The organism is Paraglaciecola sp., assembly GCF_039943935.1.
Lineage (GTDB): Bacteria > Pseudomonadota > Gammaproteobacteria > Enterobacterales > Alteromonadaceae > Paraglaciecola.
Map to the genome: position 1 here is coordinate 48,787 of NZ_JBDUZQ010000009.1, position 20,217 is coordinate 69,003.

Genomic DNA, 20,217 nt, shown 5'->3' on the forward strand with positions numbered 1-20,217 from the left:
ATCAACACACTCAATCTTAAACCCTAATATTTGATCGCATTTTAACATATACGGAGGCCCACTACTTTTATGCTGTTATAACCACTCACCTCACCACTATAAATTCAAAGTGCTTTTTTGAGTGATAGCAAGTGAACACTCAGTCAAAAACACGTAAACTTGTCGGATATATAACTCCATTGAGAAATCTTTGTCTGAACAAGCATCTAGCCACTCTGCAACTTCAACTACCCTTATAGATAAAGCGAGAGAGGTTTTAAAAAACACTTTTGGATACGACCAGTTCAGAGATGGTCAATCGGAGGTCATTTCTAGTACCTTAAATAAAAAAGATTCCTTAGTTTTGATGCCAACTGGTGGTGGTAAGTCACTTTGTTATCAAATACCTGCCTTATTATTACCTGGCTTAACCATAGTAGTTTCACCACTTATATCTTTAATGAAAGATCAGGTAGATGGGCTGTTAACTTATGGCGTCAATGCAGCCTATATCAACTCTAATCTTTCATACGAAGATATTTACAACATATATAAAGGGATGCAGGAAAACGAATACAAGTTAATTTACGTCGCTCCTGAAAGGTTAATGCAACTTGAGTTTATTACACGCTTAAAAAGTTTATCTATCAGTTTAATTGCGGTAGACGAAGCCCACTGTGTATCCCACTGGGGCCATGATTTTAGAAAAGACTATCGGCTCCTCGGGCAGCTTAAACACCATTTTCCTGACGTACCAATGATGGGCTTAACAGCAACAGCAGATCTTGCAACACGAGCTGATATCAGTTTACAACTTAACTTAAACTCCCCTTTCATTTTTAAAGGCAGTTTCGACCGTCCTAACATTCGCTATAACCAGGTCACAAAATATAAAGCAACTGAGCAAGTAATTAGCTTTGTAAAGCAACAAGAAGGCAGCGGTATTATTTACTGTAATAGCCGTAGCAAAGTAGATGATTTAGCCATGGCTCTTGCGCGTAAAGGCATCAACAGCGCTGGCTATCACGCGGGTTTAGAGCCAAACATTCGAGATATTATTCAACGAGATTTCATTCAAGATAAGATCGATGTCATAGTGGCTACTGTTGCATTCGGAATGGGTATAGACAAATCTAATGTACGGTTTGTATTACATTTTGATTTACCCAGAAGCATCGAATCTTACTATCAAGAAATAGGCAGAGCCGGTCGAGATGGTATGCCTGCAGAGGCCTTATTATTATTTGATGAAAAAGACATCAGTCGAATTAGACAATGGATATCCAGTGGCGAAAATCCAGAACGGAATACAGTCGAGTTACAAAAGTTTGCCGCAATGGAGGCCTTTGGAGAAGCACAAACCTGTCGAAGACAAGTCCTCCTCAATTACTTTGCTGAATATTCAGCAGGCCATTGTGGCAACTGCGATATATGTTTAGACCCACCCAAAGCTTTTGAAGCCACAGTTGAGGCACAACAAGTTCTCTCCTGTATTATTAGACTTAAACAAGCTGTGGCTACTCAATATTTAATTGATGTTTTAAGGGGTAAACAACTAAAAAAAATAATTGAGCAGCAGCATAACGAACTTAGTACCTTTGCTATAGGCAAAGATAAATCAGATGCCTATTGGCACAATATCATCAACCAACTTATCCATCGAGGCTTTATACGTGTGGATATTACCCAAAATGCGGTATTAAAACTCACTGAAGAGGCAAGGCCCATTTTACAACAAGTTCAAAACGTGCAACTTGCGGTACCTAGACTCGACTTGAACTTTAGCAAACAAAAATCGTGGCAAACTCCAGATTACGATCGCGCTCTTTTTGCGAAACTTAAACATTTACGCAAGAAAATTGCAGAGCAAGACGATGTGCCACCCTTTGTTGTTTTCAGTGACGCCAGCTTAGCTGATATGGCCAATAAGTTCCCTGAATCAGAAATTGAATTTTTAGATATCCACGGTGTAGGACAGACAAAATTGAGCCGCTATGGAGAACGATTTATTTCTACTATTTCTGCACATATTAATAAGTAAATGGTCTACATACTTCTATCACTCATGGTTTACTTTTTAACACTTTTTAACGCATACTAATCCCCCATAATTTAGCTGAAAGAACCATGCCTGTAAAAGCAGTCTCCAAGAAAAATTCGGACGACAAAGTCGAGAAACTAAAAGTCCCCCCCCATTCAATCGAAGCTGAGCAATCAGTCTTAGGCAGTATGCTCATTGCTCCAGATTCTTGGGACAAGGTAGCTGAGATGGTAGTTGAGGAAGACTTTTATAATCGCTCTCACCAGATCATTTATGCTGCCATCATACGTTTGCTTACTAAAAATCAGCCAATAGATCTGATTACCGTTTCTGAAAACCTCGAAGAGTTAGACGAACTAGACGATGCTGGCGGCTTTGCTTACCTAGGAGAATTAGCAAAAAATACGCCGAGCTCCGCCAATGTTTCAGCCTATGCCAGTATTATTAAGGAACGGGCAGTTACTCGAGAGTTAATAGGGGTAGCTCACGAAATTGCAGACACTGGGTATAATCCAGAAGGCCGAAATTCAGGTGAAATTCTGGATATGGCTGAAAGCAAGGTTTTTGAGATCGCCGAGAAAAGAACAGGCAAAGACGAAGGACCTAAAAATGTAGAGGCTGTTCTCACTAAAACAATTGACCGATTAGAAGTACTGGTAAAAAGCAATAAAGAAGTAACAGGTGTATCTACTGGATATACAGATTTAGATAAAAAGACTAGTGGTTTACAACCATCTGATTTAATTATAGTGGCAGCCAGGCCTTCTATGGGTAAAACGACATTCGCCATGAACCTATGTGAGAATGCCATGTTGTTGGAAGAAAAGCCGGTTTTAGTATTCAGTCTAGAAATGCCCTCAGAGCAAATAATGATGAGGATGTTAGCGTCATTAAGTCGTGTAGATCAAACAAAAGTCCGTACCGCGCAGCTAGATGATGAAGATTGGGCTCGAATGTCAAATACTATGGCAATGTTGAAAGACAAAGATAACCTATTTATAGATGACTCCTCAGGTTTAACACCAATGGAAGTACGTACGCGGGCTAGAAAGCTGGCCCGTGATAAAGGTGGTATCAGCCTTATCATGATTGACTACTTACAATTGATGCAAGTTCCTGGCTTAAGCGATAACCGAACGTTAGAGATAGCCGAAATTTCACGTTCACTCAAATCACTCGCCAAAGAATTAGAGGTACCTGTAGTGGCTCTTTCACAGCTAAACAGGAGTTTGGAGCAACGAAGTGACAAACGCCCAATTAACTCTGATTTAAGGGAATCTGGTTCAATAGAGCAAGATGCAGATTTGATCATGTTTATATATCGAGATGAAGTTTATAACGAGCAAAGTACCGAACAAGGTATAGCAGAAATAATTATTGGAAAACAACGTAACGGGCCAATTGGAACATCTCGCCTTACTTTCCAAGGACAGTTTTCGAGATTTGATAATTATGCAGGCCCGGCTATAGATGACGAGTATTAATTAAAACCTACAAAAGAGTAATAGGTTATCTAACTACTAAATTTAAAATAAAAAAAAGAGATGCAATTGCATCTCTTTTTGTATTTAAAAGCTTAAATTACTTTTGTAATTTAACACGTTCGCTTGCAGATACGATTGCAATAATACGACGGTTCTTTTTGTTAGCTTCTGCTGTATTTGCAGTATCTAACAATTGAGTCTCACCGTAACCCTGAGTCGTCAATCTATCAGCATCAACACCGTATTGTTCTACTAACAATGTACGGATTGCATCAGCACGCTTCTGAGAAAGGTACATATTATAATCAGCTGCACCAGGAGCAGATGAATGTCCTTCGATAAGAGCATCAGCTGAAGGATAACGATTCATGAAATCAACGAAATCTTGGAACTGAGAATCATTAGGGTTAGTCACAACAGAGCTGTTGTTTGCAAACAATACTTCGATGTTTGAAGATACTTCTTCTTCAATAAATACGCCACAACCCGTTGCATCAACAACGTCTGTGCTTGGAGTATTAGCACATTCATCAAGATCGTCAGCAACACCATCACCATCTGTATCTGTATCAGTTACTACTGCCGCTGGAGCAACATCTGCAACTAGCGCACAACCATAAGCGTCAACACTCGTACCGTAAGCTGTACCAGGACAATTATCTTGACCATTAGCAACGCCATCACTGTCAGTATCAGCGCTTGTTGTAGATGTAGACGTTCCACCAAATGTGTAGGCTAAACCAAATTTAAAACCAACATGTGTATCATTGCTATCATCTATGCCTTGATAAGCAGCTATTTCAGTAATAACTGCAACATCATCATTCACATTCCAATGCTTACCAAGACCAAGGTTAAACATAGAGCCACCATCAACGATTTTAGTGTACTTTACACCACCAAAAACATATAAAAGGTCTTCTGGTAGAAAATACAATGCATCAACACCAACACGGTTACCTGACTCATCAGCAGGTGATGCGTCAATGTTTAAATGAGAGAATTCAAGTCTTGTTGCCCATTCTGGCGCAAATCTATAACCAAACTCAGCACCAATTCCAGTACCGTTATCTAAAAAATTAGGCGCACCTGATTCACTTTCATCAGTTAGATAATACTCAGCAAATCCAGCAACCCATTTGTCGTTGGCCTTATCTTCTGCTTGAACCGCAGTGCTAATAGCAGCAGCTACTAAACTGGTAATTAATAATTTTTTCATTTCAACTATTCCTATGTATCTCTATTTATAACAATGGGCGCGATCATATATATGATTAAAATGAAAGCAACCGCTTTATTGTTTTTTTACCTTTTTTTACCAGAAACTGTCGCAATTAAGTGACGATTTTGGGCTAAATTACGATGTTCACCTAAAATTATGCCCTGCCATGTACCTAAGGCTAAGTGCCCACCAGAAATAGGGATAGTTAAATTATTCCCTAACAAACTGGCTTTTAAATGAGCAGGCATATCATCTGCACCCTCATAGTTATGCATATAATAAGCCATGTTTTCTGGTGCTATTTTATTTATTTGAGTTTCCATGTCTATTCTAACCGTTGGGTCTGCATTTTCGTTAATTGTTAGACTTGCACTGGTATGTTGAATAAATAAGTGAAGCAAACCAACATCAATCTCTTGAATAAAAGGCAATTTCTTTAATACTTCACTGGTAATGAGGTGATATCCGCGAGATTTTTTACTTAATACTATGGATTTTTGAAACCATTCAGACATTTAACAAATGCCTATTTATTAAAACACATTTCTAAAAACATTTTTCCAGAGGGATGGGAAAAAGGCATCACCATTTTTTTACCGTCAACTTGGTGGTGAACACTATGATCTTTACCTGAAACCACAATAGGTGTGGCCATACCAAAATCATAACCTTTCTTGTCTAATTCATTTTTAGCGCCGCCACATATCATATTGGTAATTTCACCCACCATATCTTTTACATCAGAATCAATGGTATCAGGTTTTTCGCCTAACATTTTTTCCATAATTTCAAGCACTAGCTCTTCTTGAAAAGATATTGATAAAGAGCCCTGCACATTATCACCTACCATACCAATTAAGCCTGAAACATCACCGTAAGCTCGTTCATCAGTTTTCTTTTTAGGCTTACCTGGTACCAATTCAATTTGAGCCATAGTTTTTAAAACATTCAGTAGCGCTGCTACAAAAGGGTTGATAAATTCAGCATTCATTTATTTGGTTTCTCTTCTATAGAGGTTAAGTCAGTTATTACACTCGGAGCATGTACCATGCGCCTCAATGGTTTGTTTAACAACATTAAATCCTACACTTGATGCTTGTTTGTCTAATGTATCTTTAAGACCAACAGACTGAATCTCTGTCACTTCACCGCATGTATCACATATTAAAAACTGTACAGGGTGAAGACAGTCAAAATGATGACAGGCAACAAAAGCATTGGTGGATTCAATTTTATGGATCAATCCAAACTCTAACAAGAAGTCTAAGGTACGATACACAGTTGCAGGTTTTGCATTAGATTCGGTTAATTTTAAGGTATCTAACAATTCGTATGCTCCAACAGCCCCACCTTGCTCTAATAATAGACCATATATTTTTTCTCTCAGCAGGGTGAATCTTGCTCCCTTATCTTCGCAAAATTGCCGCGCTTTATAAACTAGGTTATCTATACATTCGTGGTCTGCAGTAGTCACATTACTTCCTTCAAAATGAACAGCCAAATAATATCACTATTTAATTACCGATTCGCCCTTATAGATAATTTAACAACACAAATAAACATTGCTAGTTAATACATATTAGATACTTCACAGACGAACAGGCAAGCATCCATTGTAATAGATATGATAATCTAACCTGAAACCTCTTTTTAGAATAGTGCATGATAGAACAAAATATATCTGTAACATCCGATACAAAAGCCATTTGGTTAATTATAAATGGTGACAAAATAATTCAAAAGGTAGATAGCTCCGAGCTATTATTCAGTACCTGGGGAGCCCTAGATTTTGCCCATGAATATCAAGATCAGATAATTCAAGTAGGAAACCAACAAAATATTCCATGTTTATTGATAGACATGGGCAGTGAACAAATAAGAGATGATAAATATACACTCGTAACCATACGCACCTTATTATTCCAAATAGACAACGCTTTTTTTAGTATTTTATCTAGAGCTTGGCAGGTGGCTTTATTCATACGCACCCACAGGTTTTGCGGTCAATGCGGCAGCGCCATGCAGCAAATTGATTGGGAAATGGCACTACAATGTTCAAGGTGTCAACACCGCTGCTACCCAAGAATATCTCCTTGTATAATTGTTTCAATTCGCCACAATGACACGATTTTGCTAGCTCAAGGTAAACCTCAGCGAGCCAGAAACCTGTTTTCAACACTTGCTGGGTTTGTTGAAAGTGGTGAAACACTTGAGCAAGCCGTCCATAGAGAAGTATTCGAAGAAGTAGGTATAAAAGTCAAAAATTTACGCTACTTTTCTAGCCAACCATGGCCATTTCCACACTCATTAATGATGGGCTTTTTGGCTGATTTTGACTCTGGCGATATAAGAGTGGATGGGAAGGAAATTCTTCAGGCTGAGTGGTTTGAGCCAAAAGCTTTACCTAACATTCCCCCAACAGATTCAATTTCTGGACAGCTCATCCAACATACATTAAAAGAGATTGAACACGATACTGAGCTATTAATAAGTCAGGGAAATTAATCAAACATGTTTACCTCAATTCACTAAAACGGGCTTATTAACGGTCAAGATATCTGTATAACTCCGTTTTCATCTAACTTTTACAAATCGGTGTCTCCCTATAAAGTCAGTTAAGTGGTGTAAATAATTCAATAACTTTTCAAATTTACTCAGCTTTATATTCTGAAAGTCGCTACAATACGGCCGTTTTTAAGCTATACCGCTATAATCAAAAATTTCTTTCTGAGGTAACCTATGCAAGAACTGCAAAACGACAGATATTTACGTGCATTATTGCGCCAACCAGTTGATTTCACTCCAGTATGGATGATGCGCCAAGCTGGCCGATATTTACCTGAATATAAAGCGACTCGTGCACAAGCTGGCGACTTTATGTCCTTGTGTAAAAATGCAGAGCTTGCATGTGAAGTAACCTTGCAGCCGTTGCGTAGGTACGAGTTAGATGCTGCGATTTTATTTTCAGATATCCTTACCATTCCAGATGCTATGGGTTTAGGTCTATATTTCGAAACGGGTGAAGGTCCTAAGTTTGAGCGCCCTTTAACGTGTATGGCTGACATACAAAAGCTACCTAATCCAGATCCAGAAGTTGAATTAGGCTATGTAATGAATGCCGTACGCACCATTCGTAAAAACCTTCAAGGACAAGTTCCTCTAATTGGCTTTTCCGGCAGCCCTTGGACGTTAGCTACTTACATGATTGAAGGGGGCTCAAGCAAAGCCTTTACTAAAATCAAAAAGATGGCATTTAGCGATCCTCAAGCCCTACACTTATTATTAGATAAATTAGCTGACTCGGTTATTTTATATTTAAACGCACAAATTAAAGCTGGCGCGCAATCTGTTATGGTATTCGATACTTGGGGTGGCGTCTTATCTGGGCGTGATTACAAAGAATTTTCTTTGCAATATATGCATAAAATTGTAGATGGTTTAATTCGCGAAAACGATGGTAGACGAGTACCAGTTACCCTATTTACCAAAAACGCAGGCCTGTGGCTAGAGTCTATTGCCGATACAGGTTGCGATGCAGTGGGATTAGATTGGACCGTTGATATGGCTGACGCTAAAAAGCGAATTGGTGATAAAGTCGCCCTACAAGGCAACATGGATCCGTCAATGTTGTATGCGCCAGCAGAACGAATTGAACAAGAAGTACAAACAATATTAGAAGGCTTTGGAAAAGGTAATGGTCATGTATTTAACCTAGGCCATGGCATTCATTTAGATGTTCCACCTGAGAATGCAAAAGTATTTGTCGATGCCGTTCACCGCTACAGTAAACCTTACCATCAATAATTAATCTTTTTTCTCAAAGGTTACTACCTTACCCGAGGCGCACAATTGTTGCGCCTCAACATCTGAACAATCCCCATTTACTTTAAGTAAACCTATACCCGAGCCATTTAATAATGTGCGAACTTTATGATTATTGGGGCGGCGGTGTTTTACCAGCATGTTGCGCCTTTGTGTAAACCAATTGAGCGGTGAGTATTTGCTATAAAGTACTCTATTCAGGCGGTCAAACCATATTAGTAATTTGTCAGGAAACTGATTTTTAATTCCACTACTGGTTATCTGTGTAATATTAGGTGAGTTTTGTCTGAACCTAAGACTCACATCATAAACAAAGGAATAATGGACATCACCAGATAGAATAACAAAGTTAGGCGGCGTTTTTCGATTTCTGAAGATATTCAGAATGACACTAGCCGTTCCTTTGTGTGCCATCCAATTTTCAGCATCAACGGTTAATGCCTTTCCAAAAAACGTAAATACTCTTTGTATCGTTTCGATTAATTTTACACCAAAAATAGGGGCCGCCGACACCATAATTACCGCTTCTTGGCCTATTAATTCCTGTTGTAGTTCACATAATGCTTCCCAATCCATCAAACCTGAAGGCTTATTCATATTAGATTCAGACCGCCAACGTTGCGTTCTTGTATCTAAAACAAGGAGCTTTGGTGAGCTATCAAGGTGATAATGCCAATGCTCCCAATCTAGAACGTGTTCGACTAATTTATCATGCTCAGTAATGCCAAAATGACTAAAGTGCCCCCCACATTTTTTATATAATTCATCTAACCCTTGGGGATTATTTCCCCAGCCTTGGCATAACCAATAACCAATTAACCCATTGCCAATAATCCGCTTAGCAAATTGATTACCATAAACGGCTTCTTCCCAGCCGCGTGTTAAATTCCAATCATCAGTAATATCATGGTCATCAAATATCATATAAACCGGTACATTAGCTAACGCTCTTCTCACACACGCTAAACCTGTTACGAATTTTGCTATGATTGCTTTTTCTGTTGCAAAGAGGGATCGGTAGGACTCAGGAATATCTTTATCATCGATATCAAGATGACGCCACATTTCAGGTGACCAAGTTAAAATGTACATCGCCATTACTTCAGCAAACGAAATCAGATGGTTGTTAGCATTTACAGAAGTGAAAATAGGTTTCCTTTTGCCACCAAAAAATAACTTTTGAGTATTTTCAGAAGAGGGCTCATCAGGTAGAAGCTCAGGTCTTTGATAATAGCAGTGAGGGTGTTCGAACACCTTATGGCTTGTATCTATCGCCGCTCCGGTTAACGTCTCGTCAAACAAGCCAAGATGAGAAATGGTTTGTTTGATTGCCACTAGCATAGGGCCCGCAACATCATCGGTATAGACTTGGTCGCCAGACAAGATTAACAAATCAGGACCACACTCATTATTGTCTTTAGCGGCTTCAAGCTGCGCATCAACCACCAGCAAACCATCTTCACTGTTATGGTGTGGCTTTCGACATGAACCATGTAAAACACGACGCAAATTTTGTTTAACAACAAAGCTTGGCTGAGCTTGCTTTGCATAAAGTAAATCAGGCATCAAATCCACAAGACTAATGGCAGGCTCGACCTCACTAAGTAGCTTAATCTCATAACTAATTTGAGTACCACATTTTACCTTGGCACTTAAACTTAACGTCAGCAAATTCACAAAAGCATGTTTACCAATTGGGACTTGTGAAACCTGCTTTGACTCTAAAGCACCTTCAAATAATACATCTTGATTAGCAAGATTACGCAGCAAAACGTCAAAACCATATGGGTGTGAGGTGACTAACCAAAACGTTACACTCTGGGTTGTAACCCGCCTAACAATAGGACCAGCGAGAACATTCGGTAAGGTTTGCAAATTTGAGGCGCTCAACGAAATGGCCTAATTACTCGAAAAGTGCGTTTAAATAAGCCGCTATTCTCACGCCGCCCATTTGCAAACGTTCTTTAACGATAGGTAAGTTTTGGTATTTGTAGTCCCATGAGATTTCATCTGAATCAGGGTAAAGTTCAGCCCGTAGCTTAGCACTTTCAGCAATCCAAATATGTGGGTCTACATCCATCCACTGCTGTACTTGTTGTTTGCTGATCTTAGCGAGTAATATCGCACTCCATTCGGTATATGAAAGTTGCTGACTATCAATTAGCCCTGAATCCCACACTCTGTGTAGGTTTGAGTCCTGCCAAAAAAATTTAAGCTTTACGTCATTACCGCCTTTGTCAGTGCCATTTCCGGCGTGGAATGGTTGATGTAAATCTCCAATAATATGGATAATAAATCGTAATGCTAATTGCTTTTGCTCAAAGCTGGTTTGGTCGCTTTTAATCTGCTTTGCAAAAGCTTGCAAAGCACTGAATCCATCACCTTGCGCTGGCGCACCTACCTCTTTATAACTTTTACCATCTGGAACCGTAACATAATGATACGGCCCTGCCGTTTTTTTCCAAAAATGGCTAGGGTTAGAACGCATTTCATCGGGCCAGGTAGAGGCTTCTGCTAAGGTTTCGTTTGGTAATACTTTTGCTATAGCGGCTTGCGCTTTGGGGGTTAGGTAGTGCTCTGCGATAGCGCCCGTCACTCTGTGACCTATTTGCCCCCAAGACAATGCGTGAAAACTCATTGCAGCAACTATTACACCTAAAATTATTGGTTTCAATTTCATATTTATTTCTTCAGTTAAGCGTTTTTAATTAATGTAAGCTGTTCTAATAACACCTTATGAATCCCGCCAAAACTACCGTTACTCATTACCAAAATATGGTCTCCAGGTTGTACATAAGATAAAATTGATTTAATCAATACATCCATATCTTTATACAACATAGCTGTGACATCACTCTCGGCTAATAGATCGTTTATTGACCAAGTTAAATTAGAAGGCTCAAAGATAAAAACATGGTCCGCATTGCTCCATGACTTGGCTAAGACATCTTTGTGTATTCCCATTTTCATTGTGTTAGACCGGGGCTCTAATACGGCAATAATACGACCATCACCCACTTTGGCTCTAAGTCCGTCTATGGTCGTTGCAATAGCACTGGGGTGGTGAGCAAAATCGTCATAAAGTGTTACGTCATTAACAACTCCCTTCACCTCCATACGGCGCTTCACATTTACAAACTCGATAAGTGACTCAATCGCTATAGGGCACTGCACTCCAACATGATGAGCAGCAGCTATTGCCATAAGCGCATTATTAACATTATGCTCGCCTACTAAATTCCACTTTACGACCCCTTGCTTCTCGCCTTTGAACAAAACCTCAAACTCACTACCATCAGCAATCAAATTATTGGCTTGCCAATCTGTCCCTGTAAACTGTACTGGTGTCCAGCAGCCCATATCTAACACTCTCAAAAGAGCTTTATCTGACTTGGGCGATAACACTAGCCCATTGTTAGGGACCATACGAAGTAAATGATGGAATTGCTTTTGAATTGCCGCTAAATCATCAAAAATATCAGCATGATCAAACTCAAGGTTATTCATGATTAAAGTGCGAGGACGGTAATGAACGAACTTAGAGCGTTTATCAAAAAAGGCACTGTCATACTCGTCGGCTTCGATAACAAAAAATGGATGTTTACCTAGTCGAGCTGACACCTCAAAATTTTGTGGTATCCCACCAATTAGAAAACCTGGCTCTAGCCCCGCATATTCTAATATCCACGCCAAAATACTTGAGGTAGTCGTTTTTCCATGAGTCCCAGATACAGCCAGTACCCAACGATCTTTTAAAACATTTTCTAATAGCCATTGAGGGCCGCTTATATAAGGTAAGTTTCTGTCTAATACATATTCTACGGCTCTATTGCCGCGAGAAAGAGCATTACCAATAATGACAACATCTGGCTCACCATATTGAGTATCTGAACCGTCGCTTGAGCTTAATTCGACTTTAAATTGGCTTGGATCCCAGCCTTCAAATAATTCAATACCAAGAGACTCTAATTGAGAGCTCATTGGGGGGTAAACATTTGCATCGGAGCCAGTCACTTTATGTCCCATTGACTTCGCTAATGCAGCGATGCCTCCCATAAAAGTACCGCAAATGCCAAGAATGTGTATATGCATAGTTCGTCGTTCAATATAATCAATATTCTTAGGTTACCAGAACAGCAAAGGTGAACCCAATCTTGAATGTAAAAATATATGCCATTTTGAGCAAACTTAACATTCGGTTATAAAGAATACGTTTAGGTTGCTGAGTTTCTTAATTTTTATAGGTACAATCATTGAAACCCGTGGCAAAAATAATAAGAATAAGCTTGTCACCTACTCTGTTCCTACAACACAAGGCGTAAAAAAGCATGAAAAGACTTAACTCGCAACTACAAGAAGACGGCGCACCAATGGAGCTGATCTTGTTAATAAGAACACTATTAGCAGGATGCAAAGAAATATCCTTTAGGGTCGGTCAGGGAGCATTAGCTGGAGTGTTAGGTTCAACCTTAAGTGAAAACGTTCAAGGTGAAACGCAAAAAAAACTTGATGTGATATCTAATCAAATCCTGAAAGATATCCTAAGTGAATCTGGTTATGTAAAAGCTATATCCTCAGAAGAAGAAGATGATGTAGTGGCATGTAATCCAGATGGTAAGTATTTAGTTAGCTTCGACCCATTAGATGGCTCGTCAAACACAGATATAAACAGTTTAATCGGCACAATATTTTCAATAACCCATGCACCACAATGGATGGACGCCGATGATCCCTCTGCATTTTTACAGCCTGGAACACAAAGTGTTGCTGCTGGGTATGTTTTATACGGTCCTTCAGCCATGCTTGCGCTTACTACAGGTAAAGGCACGCATTTATACACACTAGATAAAACTCACGGTGGGTTCCTGTTAACCACACCTAATATAATGATTTCAGAGCAAACCTCTGAATATTCCATAAACGCATCTAATCAGCGTCATTGGGAAGCACCAATACAAGAATATGTTAGCGACTTAATTGCAGGTACCGATGGTCCTCGAGAGAAAGACTTTAATATGCGTTGGGTGGCAGCGATGGTGGGTGATATTCATAGAGTCTTATCGCGAGGCGGAATTTTCATGTATCCCTATGACAAACGAGATCCGAATAAACCGGGTAAATTACGATTATTATACGAAGCGAACCCAATGGCGTTCTTAGTTGAACAAGCAGGTGGGTTAGCGGATACAGGTGCAGGGCGCATTATGGAAGTCATGCCAACCGAAATACACCAACGTGTCCCAGTATTAATTGGTTCTAAAAAAGAAGTAGAAACTTGCTTAAGCTATTATAAAAAATAGCTAAAATAACGAGAAACATGCCGCTCATATCAAATAAGCGGCATGATTTTAATTGCTACAAACAACTTAGACTTTCATCTTTTCTTGCTCAATCCAATTATCAATTTTAGTTTCTAAGATATTAAGTGGCACAGGCCCATCTTTTAATACTTCATCATGAAACCCTCGAATATCGAACTTATCACCTAAGGTATTGTTAGCTTTGGTTCGTAGTTCCATAATCTTTAACTTTCCGATCATGTAGGCTGTTGCCTGACCCGGCATCGCTATATAACGCTCAATCGCCTTAACAGAATCATTCTTGGGATTAGGGGTATTGTCAATTAAGTAATTAATCCCTTGGTCACGGCTCCACTTTTTAGCGTGTATCCCAGTATCAACGACCAACCGGCATGCTCGCCATAGTTCCATAGCTAAACGCCCAAAGTCTGAATATGGGTTTTCATAAAAGCCCATGTCTTTAGCGAGCTCTTCAGTATATAAGCCCCACCCTTCGGTATACGCTGTAAAGCTTACGTACTTTTGAAATTCAGGGATACCTTCTAACTCTTGAGCTATTGAACGCTGCATATGATGTCCCGGAATACCTTCATGGTAAGCCAATGCTTCCATTTGATAAGTAGGCATATCCATCATGTTATACAAGTTCGCATAATAAGTACCTGGGCGAGAACCGTCTTTCGAAGGGCTCTGATAAAAAGCTTTTCCTGCTGATTTTTCTCTAAAAGGCTCTACTCGTTTTACCTGCATGCGAGCTTTGGGGGTTAGTCCAAAGTATTCTGGTACTTTATCTTCCATTTTATCAATTAGCGCTTGGGCTTCATCCATGTAGCGCTTACGGCCATCATCAGTGGCGGGATAATAAAATTGTTTATCGCTGCGCATAAACTCGAAAAACTCTAATAAACTTCCTTCAAACCCAACTTGTTGTTTAATCACATTCATGGACTTATGAATACGTTGAACATTTTCTAAGCCAATTTGATGGACTTGCTCAGCATCTAAATCAGTTGTCGTAAACCACTCTAAACGGTTTTTATACCATTTTTCGCCATCAGGTAAACGCCACACTCCATCGCCTTCTGGCGAGAGGCTTTGTTGTATTTTAAGCTCTGCAATTAGATCTCTATAAGCAGGCAACACCGACTGTTCAATGGCCATTCTAGCTTCAGCTATTAAACCAACTGTCTCCATATTAGTTAGCCCTAACTCATCCACTTTAGCGGTGAAATCAGCCCAGATAGTTGAATCATCTGGTGATTCTTCGAACGGGTTACCACTAATTACATTATGAGAAGCTTGGATCATTTGATCGTAAGCCCACTTAGGCGGAAACACTCCTAGTTCTTGACGTTTTTTCATTTGCTGAATCACTTGAGCAAATAAAGGTTTTACATTACTCAGTCTCGCCACATAGGCTTCAGCGTCAGCGATACTTTTAACGCTATGGATATTAATCAAAAAGCTCGGAACTATAGTGTGATAGGCCCTAAACTGATGCATTATATAGGTGTGGTTACGATATTCATCATTCGCTAAACGGCGCTGAATATCAGTTTTAGCCACATCAATACTTAATTTTTCTTGCTCTGTTAGCAGGCTTAGGTCAAATTTTTGTAAGTCATTTAAGCGAGCTTTTTGAATCGCAACCGTCTCATCTTGGTGGGCATCGGATATATCATTCCATTTATCGTAATCCCATTTATAACCTAAATAGCTCTGTGTTATGGGTGAGCGTTTTAAATCTTGGTCAAACATATCCGCAAAGTAATGGGCTAATTTTTCAGATTCAGTCTGTGCAACATTTTGCTCAGCTTGCACAATTGATTTTTCAGCTTGCTCGATTGGTTGCGGAGAGCAAGCAGATATTGCAATAGTTAGCATACTCAGAGGGAGAAATTTTAAACTGGTCATCATTAAGTATTCCTATCATATTTTTTATCTATTTCTTGTAAATATGAGAATATAGCTTTTACGGTTGCATCGCTAGAAGGTATTAAAGCTGTTTTTAGGATATAAATAGCAAATAAGATGTTCAAAACATTCTTCTTAGAACAAATATCCGTCAATGCTTGCGAGGCAAAAAATCGAGATTTATTTAATTATTTTTAACTCAATAAGAGCAGTCAATTAAGTAAGTTGTATTAAACAGAAATAAACCTGAAAATAATTAACTGATTTTTGATTAGTTAACTGAACTAAAGATTAATATGACCAATGTCTCTTAGCATGATATTTTATATTACTTAGGGTTTACCAACTGTCTATTCCCCAAGCACTCTTGCTTAAATAACAAACTTGTATAACCCTCTTTATCGTGGGTCAACTACACTAAAACCTAAAACAAATAAGTGCACACCATAGAATGTATAAATTACTGACTCCAATATTGTTATTGATTACTCAAATAAGTTTTGCTGAACCATTAGAATTGTATTGGGAAGATATGGTCCCTAAAGGCTATGTTGATCCTAATATTCCACTTACTCATAATAATAGTATGCAGCAACAAAACCTTGACTCGCCAACAGTGCCTGAACTAAATGGAAAGCTAGTTCAAATACCTGGTTTTATGGTGCCACTTGAAGGTGATAATGAAAAAATAACAGAGTTTTTGTTAGTTCCTTATTTTGGTGCGTGTGTACATGTACCGCCCCCGCCACCTAATCAAATTGTATATGTGAAGTTTTCAAAAGAAGTGTCGATACAAAATTTATATGATGCAGTTTGGGTAACAGGGACCTTGTCAACGAATACTTGGCAAGGTGATTTAGCTACAGTTGGCTATACACTACAAGGCATGGATATTAGTGTATATGACTAATATTTATGAATAAACATGAGATTTAACGACCGTATTTAAGGTTATTGATTACTATATTTACTAGCATCAATATGGATTAATTAAGAATAGAGTCACGAATTAAAAACAAGTGCGGTCACTACTGTAGATACAGACCATCTGAACAATATCGAAATATTCTTCTTTGAAACCCAAAAGCTACTGCAAGGCATCAAAACCTATGATTGATGGCACTGCTGATTGCTCTAAACTGACCAATGGTATATCTATAATCAGAATAATAAAAAAACCGCATAATTGCGGTTTTTTATTATTCTAAAAGATCAAACTCATAACTTACAACAAGGATTTTAGGAATCTCGCGGTATGTGAGCCTTCAACTTCAGCGACTTGTTCAGGTGTACCTTGGGCAATGATTTGCCCTCCACCAGAGCCTCCTTCTGGCCCTAGATCAACAATCCAATCAGCTGTTTTTACCACATCAAGGTTATGTTCAATAACCACTACCGTATTTCCATGATCTCTTAATCTGTGCAGTACTTCTAACAACTGTTTAATATCGTGAAAATGCAAACCAGTGGTTGGCTCATCCAAAATATATAAGGTTTGTCCGGTATCACGCTTCGAAAGCTCTTTCGCTAACTTAACCCGCTGCGCTTCACCGCCAGACAGAGTTGTGGCTGCTTGCCCTAAACGCACATAAGACAAACCAACATCAATTAAGGTTTGTAGTTTTCTGGCAATAGCTGGTACCACGTCAAAAAACGGACGGGCTTCCTCTATCGTCATTTCTAAGACTTGATGTATGTTCAAGCCTTTATATTGAATTTCTAAGGTTTCGCGATTATACCTTTTACCTTTACAAACATCGCAAGGAACATAAACGTCGGGTAAAAAGTGCATTTCAACTTTAATAACGCCATCACCTTGGCACGCTTCACAACGCCCCCCTTTCACATTAAAACTAAAACGCCCTGCTTTATATCCACGAGACCTAGCTTCTTGTGTGCCAGCAAATAATTCACGTACAGGAGTGAAAATACCCGCATAAGTGGCGGGGTTAGACCGAGGAGTCCTCCCAATTGGACTTTGATCAATATCGACTACTTTATCTAACATCTCCATACCCGTTATTGAGGTATACGGAGAGGGCTCTCCTGTAGTTGCTCTGTTTAAATCACGGTGTGCAATTTTATAGAAAGTATCGTTTATTAGTGTCGACTTACCGGAACCTGATACACCTGTTACGCAAGTCATTAGCCCTATAGGCGCCCTAAAAGTAACATCTTGAAGGTTGTTACCAGAGGCACCTTTTAACTCTAACCACTTATCTTCGTCAACTGTGCCTCGCTTAGTAGGAACATCAATCTTTTCACGGCCAGAAAGATATTTTCCTGTTAGTGAATGCTCACTATTCTTTATATCATCTATTGTTCCTTGAGCTACGATTTCACCACCATGAACGCCTGCTCCAGGGCCAATATCCAATACAAAATCAGCAGCTCTTATGGCATCTTCATCATGCTCAACTACCAACACTGTATTACCTAAATCACGAAGATGGATAAGGGTTTTAAGTAGGCGTTCGTTATCCCTTTGGTGTAAACCTATGGACGGTTCATCAAGCACATACATAACCCCCACTAACCCCGCACCAATTTGACTGGCTAATCGAATACGCTGTGCTTCACCACCAGAAAGTGTATCGGCACTACGAGATAACGAAAGGTAATTCAAACCAACATTCACTAAGAAGCTTAGTCTGTCATTGATTTCTTTAAATATTTTTTCAGCTATTTTTTCTCGTTTTCCTGTTAAGGTTAAACTAGAGAAAAACTCTAACGCTTCAGCTATAGACAGATCAGAGACCACATTGATTGGCGTATCACCAATAAATACATTTCGTGCTTCTAATCTTAAGCGAGAGCCAGAACAACTAGAGCAAGGCTGTTGACTTAAATATTTTGCCAGCTCTTCGCGAACAGCATTAGATTCAGTCTCTTTATAGCGTCTTTCCATATTCGGAATAATCCCTTCAAAAGGATGTTTACGCTCCATGATATCGCCACGATCGTTAATATATTTGAACTTTAATGATGTGCCTTTACTACCATACAACACAATATTCCGTGCATTTTCATCTAACTCTTTAAAGGGTACCGTTAAATCAAAGTCATAATGCTCAGCGACGGCTTGCAACATTTGAAAATAGTAGTAACTACGTTTGTCCCAGCCACGAATAGCGCCACCAGATAAACTTATTTCATCATTGGCAATAATCCGACTTGGGTCAAAAAATTGCCTTGTTCCTAAACCATCACAGCTGGGGCAAGCACCTGCAGGGTTATTAAACGAAAATAATCTTGGCTCAAGTTCCGCCATACTATAACCACAGTGCGGACAAGCAAAATTTGAAGAAAAGACTAGTTCATCTTTTTCAGGCTCATCCATATAAGCCACTTTCGCAGTACCACCAGATAAACCTAATGCAGTTTCAAATGACTCAGCAAGACGCAGCTTTAAATCGTCTCTCACTTTGAAGCGGTCAACCACCACTTCAATAGTGTGTTTTTTGTGTAAATCCAACTCTGGAGGATCAGACAAGTCACAGACATTGCCATCGATTCTCGCTCGAATAAACCCTTGCGCGGCTAGATTTTCTAAAGTTTTTACATGTTCGCCTTTTCTGTCTTGCACCACAGGCCCAAGTAACATTAACTTAGTATCTGCAGGCATATCTAGCACGCGGTCTACCATTTGGCTTACTGTTTGCGCATCTAGAGGAACATGATGTTCTGGGCACCGAGGTTCACCCACACGTGCATATAGCAACCTTAAATAGTCGTATATTTCGGTGATAGTACCTACAGTTGAACGTGGGTTATGAGATGTGGATTTTTGCTCAATAGAAATAGCAGGCGACAAACCTTCAATGTGGTCAACATCAGGCTTTTCCATCATAGATAAAAACTGACGAGCATAGGCAGATAAAGATTCTACATAACGCCGCTGCCCCTCAGCATACAAGGTATCAAAAGCCAGAGAAGACTTACCTGAGCCAGACAAACCAGTAATAACTGTCAGCTTATCTCTGGGAATATCTAAGTTAATGTTCTTTAGATTGTGAGTTCGAGCCCCACGTACTTCAATTCTATCCATTGGTTACCAGATGCGCCGCAAAAGAAGAAGTATTACACAATCTGTAAACTAGCTCTATGGACATTAACCTAATGAAGCAAGTTAATTATCAAAATTCAATAAAGATACACTAATTCCCTGTACTCACTTTAGTTTGAGGATTCTTAAATTAATTTCTTCCCCCCGTATTCAAGTTCAAAAATTTATAACTTGCTGATAATCCATTACATAAAAAACACACAATCATTAGCAAATAAATATGCATTCTTCAGGTTTAATTTGGCGACCTGACTTAACGTTATGTGAAATGGATATCAGCCCTTGAGTCAAAGTAACGCTTTAATTCAAGGGCTCGTTATTGCTTAAAGTAAAAAATTCATACTTCTAAATTTGGTAAAACTTACCTAACCAGAAGCTCTATAAAGGGT

Annotated in this window: 15 protein-coding genes; 6 read left to right on the forward strand and 9 right to left on the reverse strand. The window is 39.2% G+C overall.

What is annotated here, in order from left to right:
* Positions 1-235: 235 nt before the first annotated feature.
* Positions 236-2,020, forward strand: a complete 1,785-nt coding sequence (gene recQ / locus ABJD71_RS05160) for a DNA helicase RecQ (protein WP_348165916.1) — start codon at positions 236-238, stop codon at positions 2,018-2,020.
* 86 nt (positions 2,021-2,106) lie between these two features.
* Positions 2,107-3,504, forward strand: coding sequence for a replicative DNA helicase (gene dnaB, locus ABJD71_RS05165; RefSeq protein WP_348165580.1), 1,398 nt, complete (start codon positions 2,107-2,109; stop codon positions 3,502-3,504).
* 97 nt (positions 3,505-3,601) lie between these two features.
* Here the strand turns inward: dnaB and ABJD71_RS05170 are convergent, their stop codons facing one another.
* The 4 genes from ABJD71_RS05170 to ABJD71_RS05185 all read right to left on the reverse strand — a co-directional run bounded on the left by ABJD71_RS05170 (position 3,602) and on the right by ABJD71_RS05185 (position 6,200).
* Positions 3,602-4,723: an OmpA family protein gene (locus ABJD71_RS05170; protein WP_348165583.1), complete on the reverse strand. Its 1,122-nt coding sequence runs from the start codon at positions 4,721-4,723 to the stop codon at positions 3,602-3,604.
* Between the two features lie 86 nt (positions 4,724-4,809).
* On the reverse strand, positions 4,810-5,241 hold the full coding sequence (locus ABJD71_RS05175; RefSeq protein ID WP_348165586.1) for a secondary thiamine-phosphate synthase enzyme YjbQ: 432 nt from the start codon (positions 5,239-5,241) through the stop codon (positions 4,810-4,812).
* An 11-nt stretch (positions 5,242-5,252) separates the two neighbouring features.
* The gene (locus ABJD71_RS05180) at positions 5,253-5,717 is read right to left on the reverse strand and encodes a chemotaxis protein CheX (protein WP_348165589.1); all 465 of its coding nucleotides are present in this window, start codon (positions 5,715-5,717) and stop codon (positions 5,253-5,255) included.
* Positions 5,718-5,747: 30 nt separating this feature from the next.
* Complete coding sequence (locus tag ABJD71_RS05185; protein ID WP_348165592.1) at positions 5,748-6,200, reverse strand: transcriptional repressor; 453 nt, start codon at positions 6,198-6,200, stop codon at positions 5,748-5,750.
* 188 nt (positions 6,201-6,388) lie between these two features.
* On the opposite strand from ABJD71_RS05185, the gene nudC reads away from it, so the two are divergent.
* Together nudC and hemE are read left to right on the forward strand one after the other, a co-directional pair.
* Complete coding sequence (gene nudC / locus ABJD71_RS05190; RefSeq protein ID WP_348165596.1) at positions 6,389-7,231, forward strand: NAD(+) diphosphatase; 843 nt, start codon at positions 6,389-6,391, stop codon at positions 7,229-7,231.
* A 234-nt stretch (positions 7,232-7,465) separates the two neighbouring features.
* Positions 7,466-8,530, forward strand: a complete 1,065-nt coding sequence (gene hemE / locus ABJD71_RS05195; protein WP_348165599.1) for a uroporphyrinogen decarboxylase — start codon at positions 7,466-7,468, stop codon at positions 8,528-8,530.
* Here hemE and ABJD71_RS05200 read toward each other — a convergent pair whose 3' ends face one another.
* Genes ABJD71_RS05200 through mpl form a run of 3 tightly spaced genes read right to left on the reverse strand, consistent with a single transcriptional unit; the run spans position 8,531 to position 12,640 of the window.
* A complete protein-coding gene (locus ABJD71_RS05200) occupies positions 8,531-10,438 on the reverse strand; it encodes an alkaline phosphatase D family protein (protein WP_348165602.1) in 1,908 nt (635 codons plus the stop codon).
* 13 nt (positions 10,439-10,451) lie between these two features.
* A complete protein-coding gene (locus ABJD71_RS05205) occupies positions 10,452-11,228 on the reverse strand; it encodes a S1/P1 nuclease (RefSeq protein WP_348165605.1) in 777 nt (258 codons plus the stop codon).
* Between the two features lie 14 nt (positions 11,229-11,242).
* Entirely contained in the window at positions 11,243-12,640 is a 1,398-nt protein-coding gene (mpl, locus tag ABJD71_RS05210) for a UDP-N-acetylmuramate:L-alanyl-gamma-D-glutamyl-meso-diaminopimelate ligase (protein ID WP_348165608.1), read from the reverse strand.
* Between the two features lie 236 nt (positions 12,641-12,876).
* Here mpl and ABJD71_RS05215 point away from each other — a divergent pair, with 236 nt between their 5' ends.
* A complete protein-coding gene (locus ABJD71_RS05215) occupies positions 12,877-13,848 on the forward strand; it encodes a class 1 fructose-bisphosphatase (protein ID WP_348165611.1) in 972 nt (323 codons plus the stop codon).
* A 66-nt stretch (positions 13,849-13,914) separates the two neighbouring features.
* On the opposite strand, the gene ABJD71_RS05220 is transcribed toward ABJD71_RS05215, so the two are convergent.
* Positions 13,915-15,765: a DUF885 domain-containing protein gene (locus tag ABJD71_RS05220; protein ID WP_348165614.1), complete on the reverse strand. Its 1,851-nt coding sequence runs from the start codon at positions 15,763-15,765 to the stop codon at positions 13,915-13,917.
* Between the two features lie 448 nt (positions 15,766-16,213).
* Here ABJD71_RS05220 and ABJD71_RS05225 point away from each other — a divergent pair, with 448 nt between their 5' ends.
* Complete coding sequence (locus tag ABJD71_RS05225; RefSeq protein ID WP_348165617.1) at positions 16,214-16,672, forward strand: DUF3299 domain-containing protein; 459 nt, start codon at positions 16,214-16,216, stop codon at positions 16,670-16,672.
* A gap of 315 nt (positions 16,673-16,987) precedes the next feature.
* Here the strand turns inward: ABJD71_RS05225 and uvrA are convergent, their stop codons facing one another.
* Positions 16,988-19,810, reverse strand: coding sequence for an excinuclease ABC subunit UvrA (gene uvrA, locus ABJD71_RS05230; protein WP_348165620.1), 2,823 nt, complete (start codon positions 19,808-19,810; stop codon positions 16,988-16,990).
* Positions 19,811-20,217 lie beyond the last annotated feature (407 nt).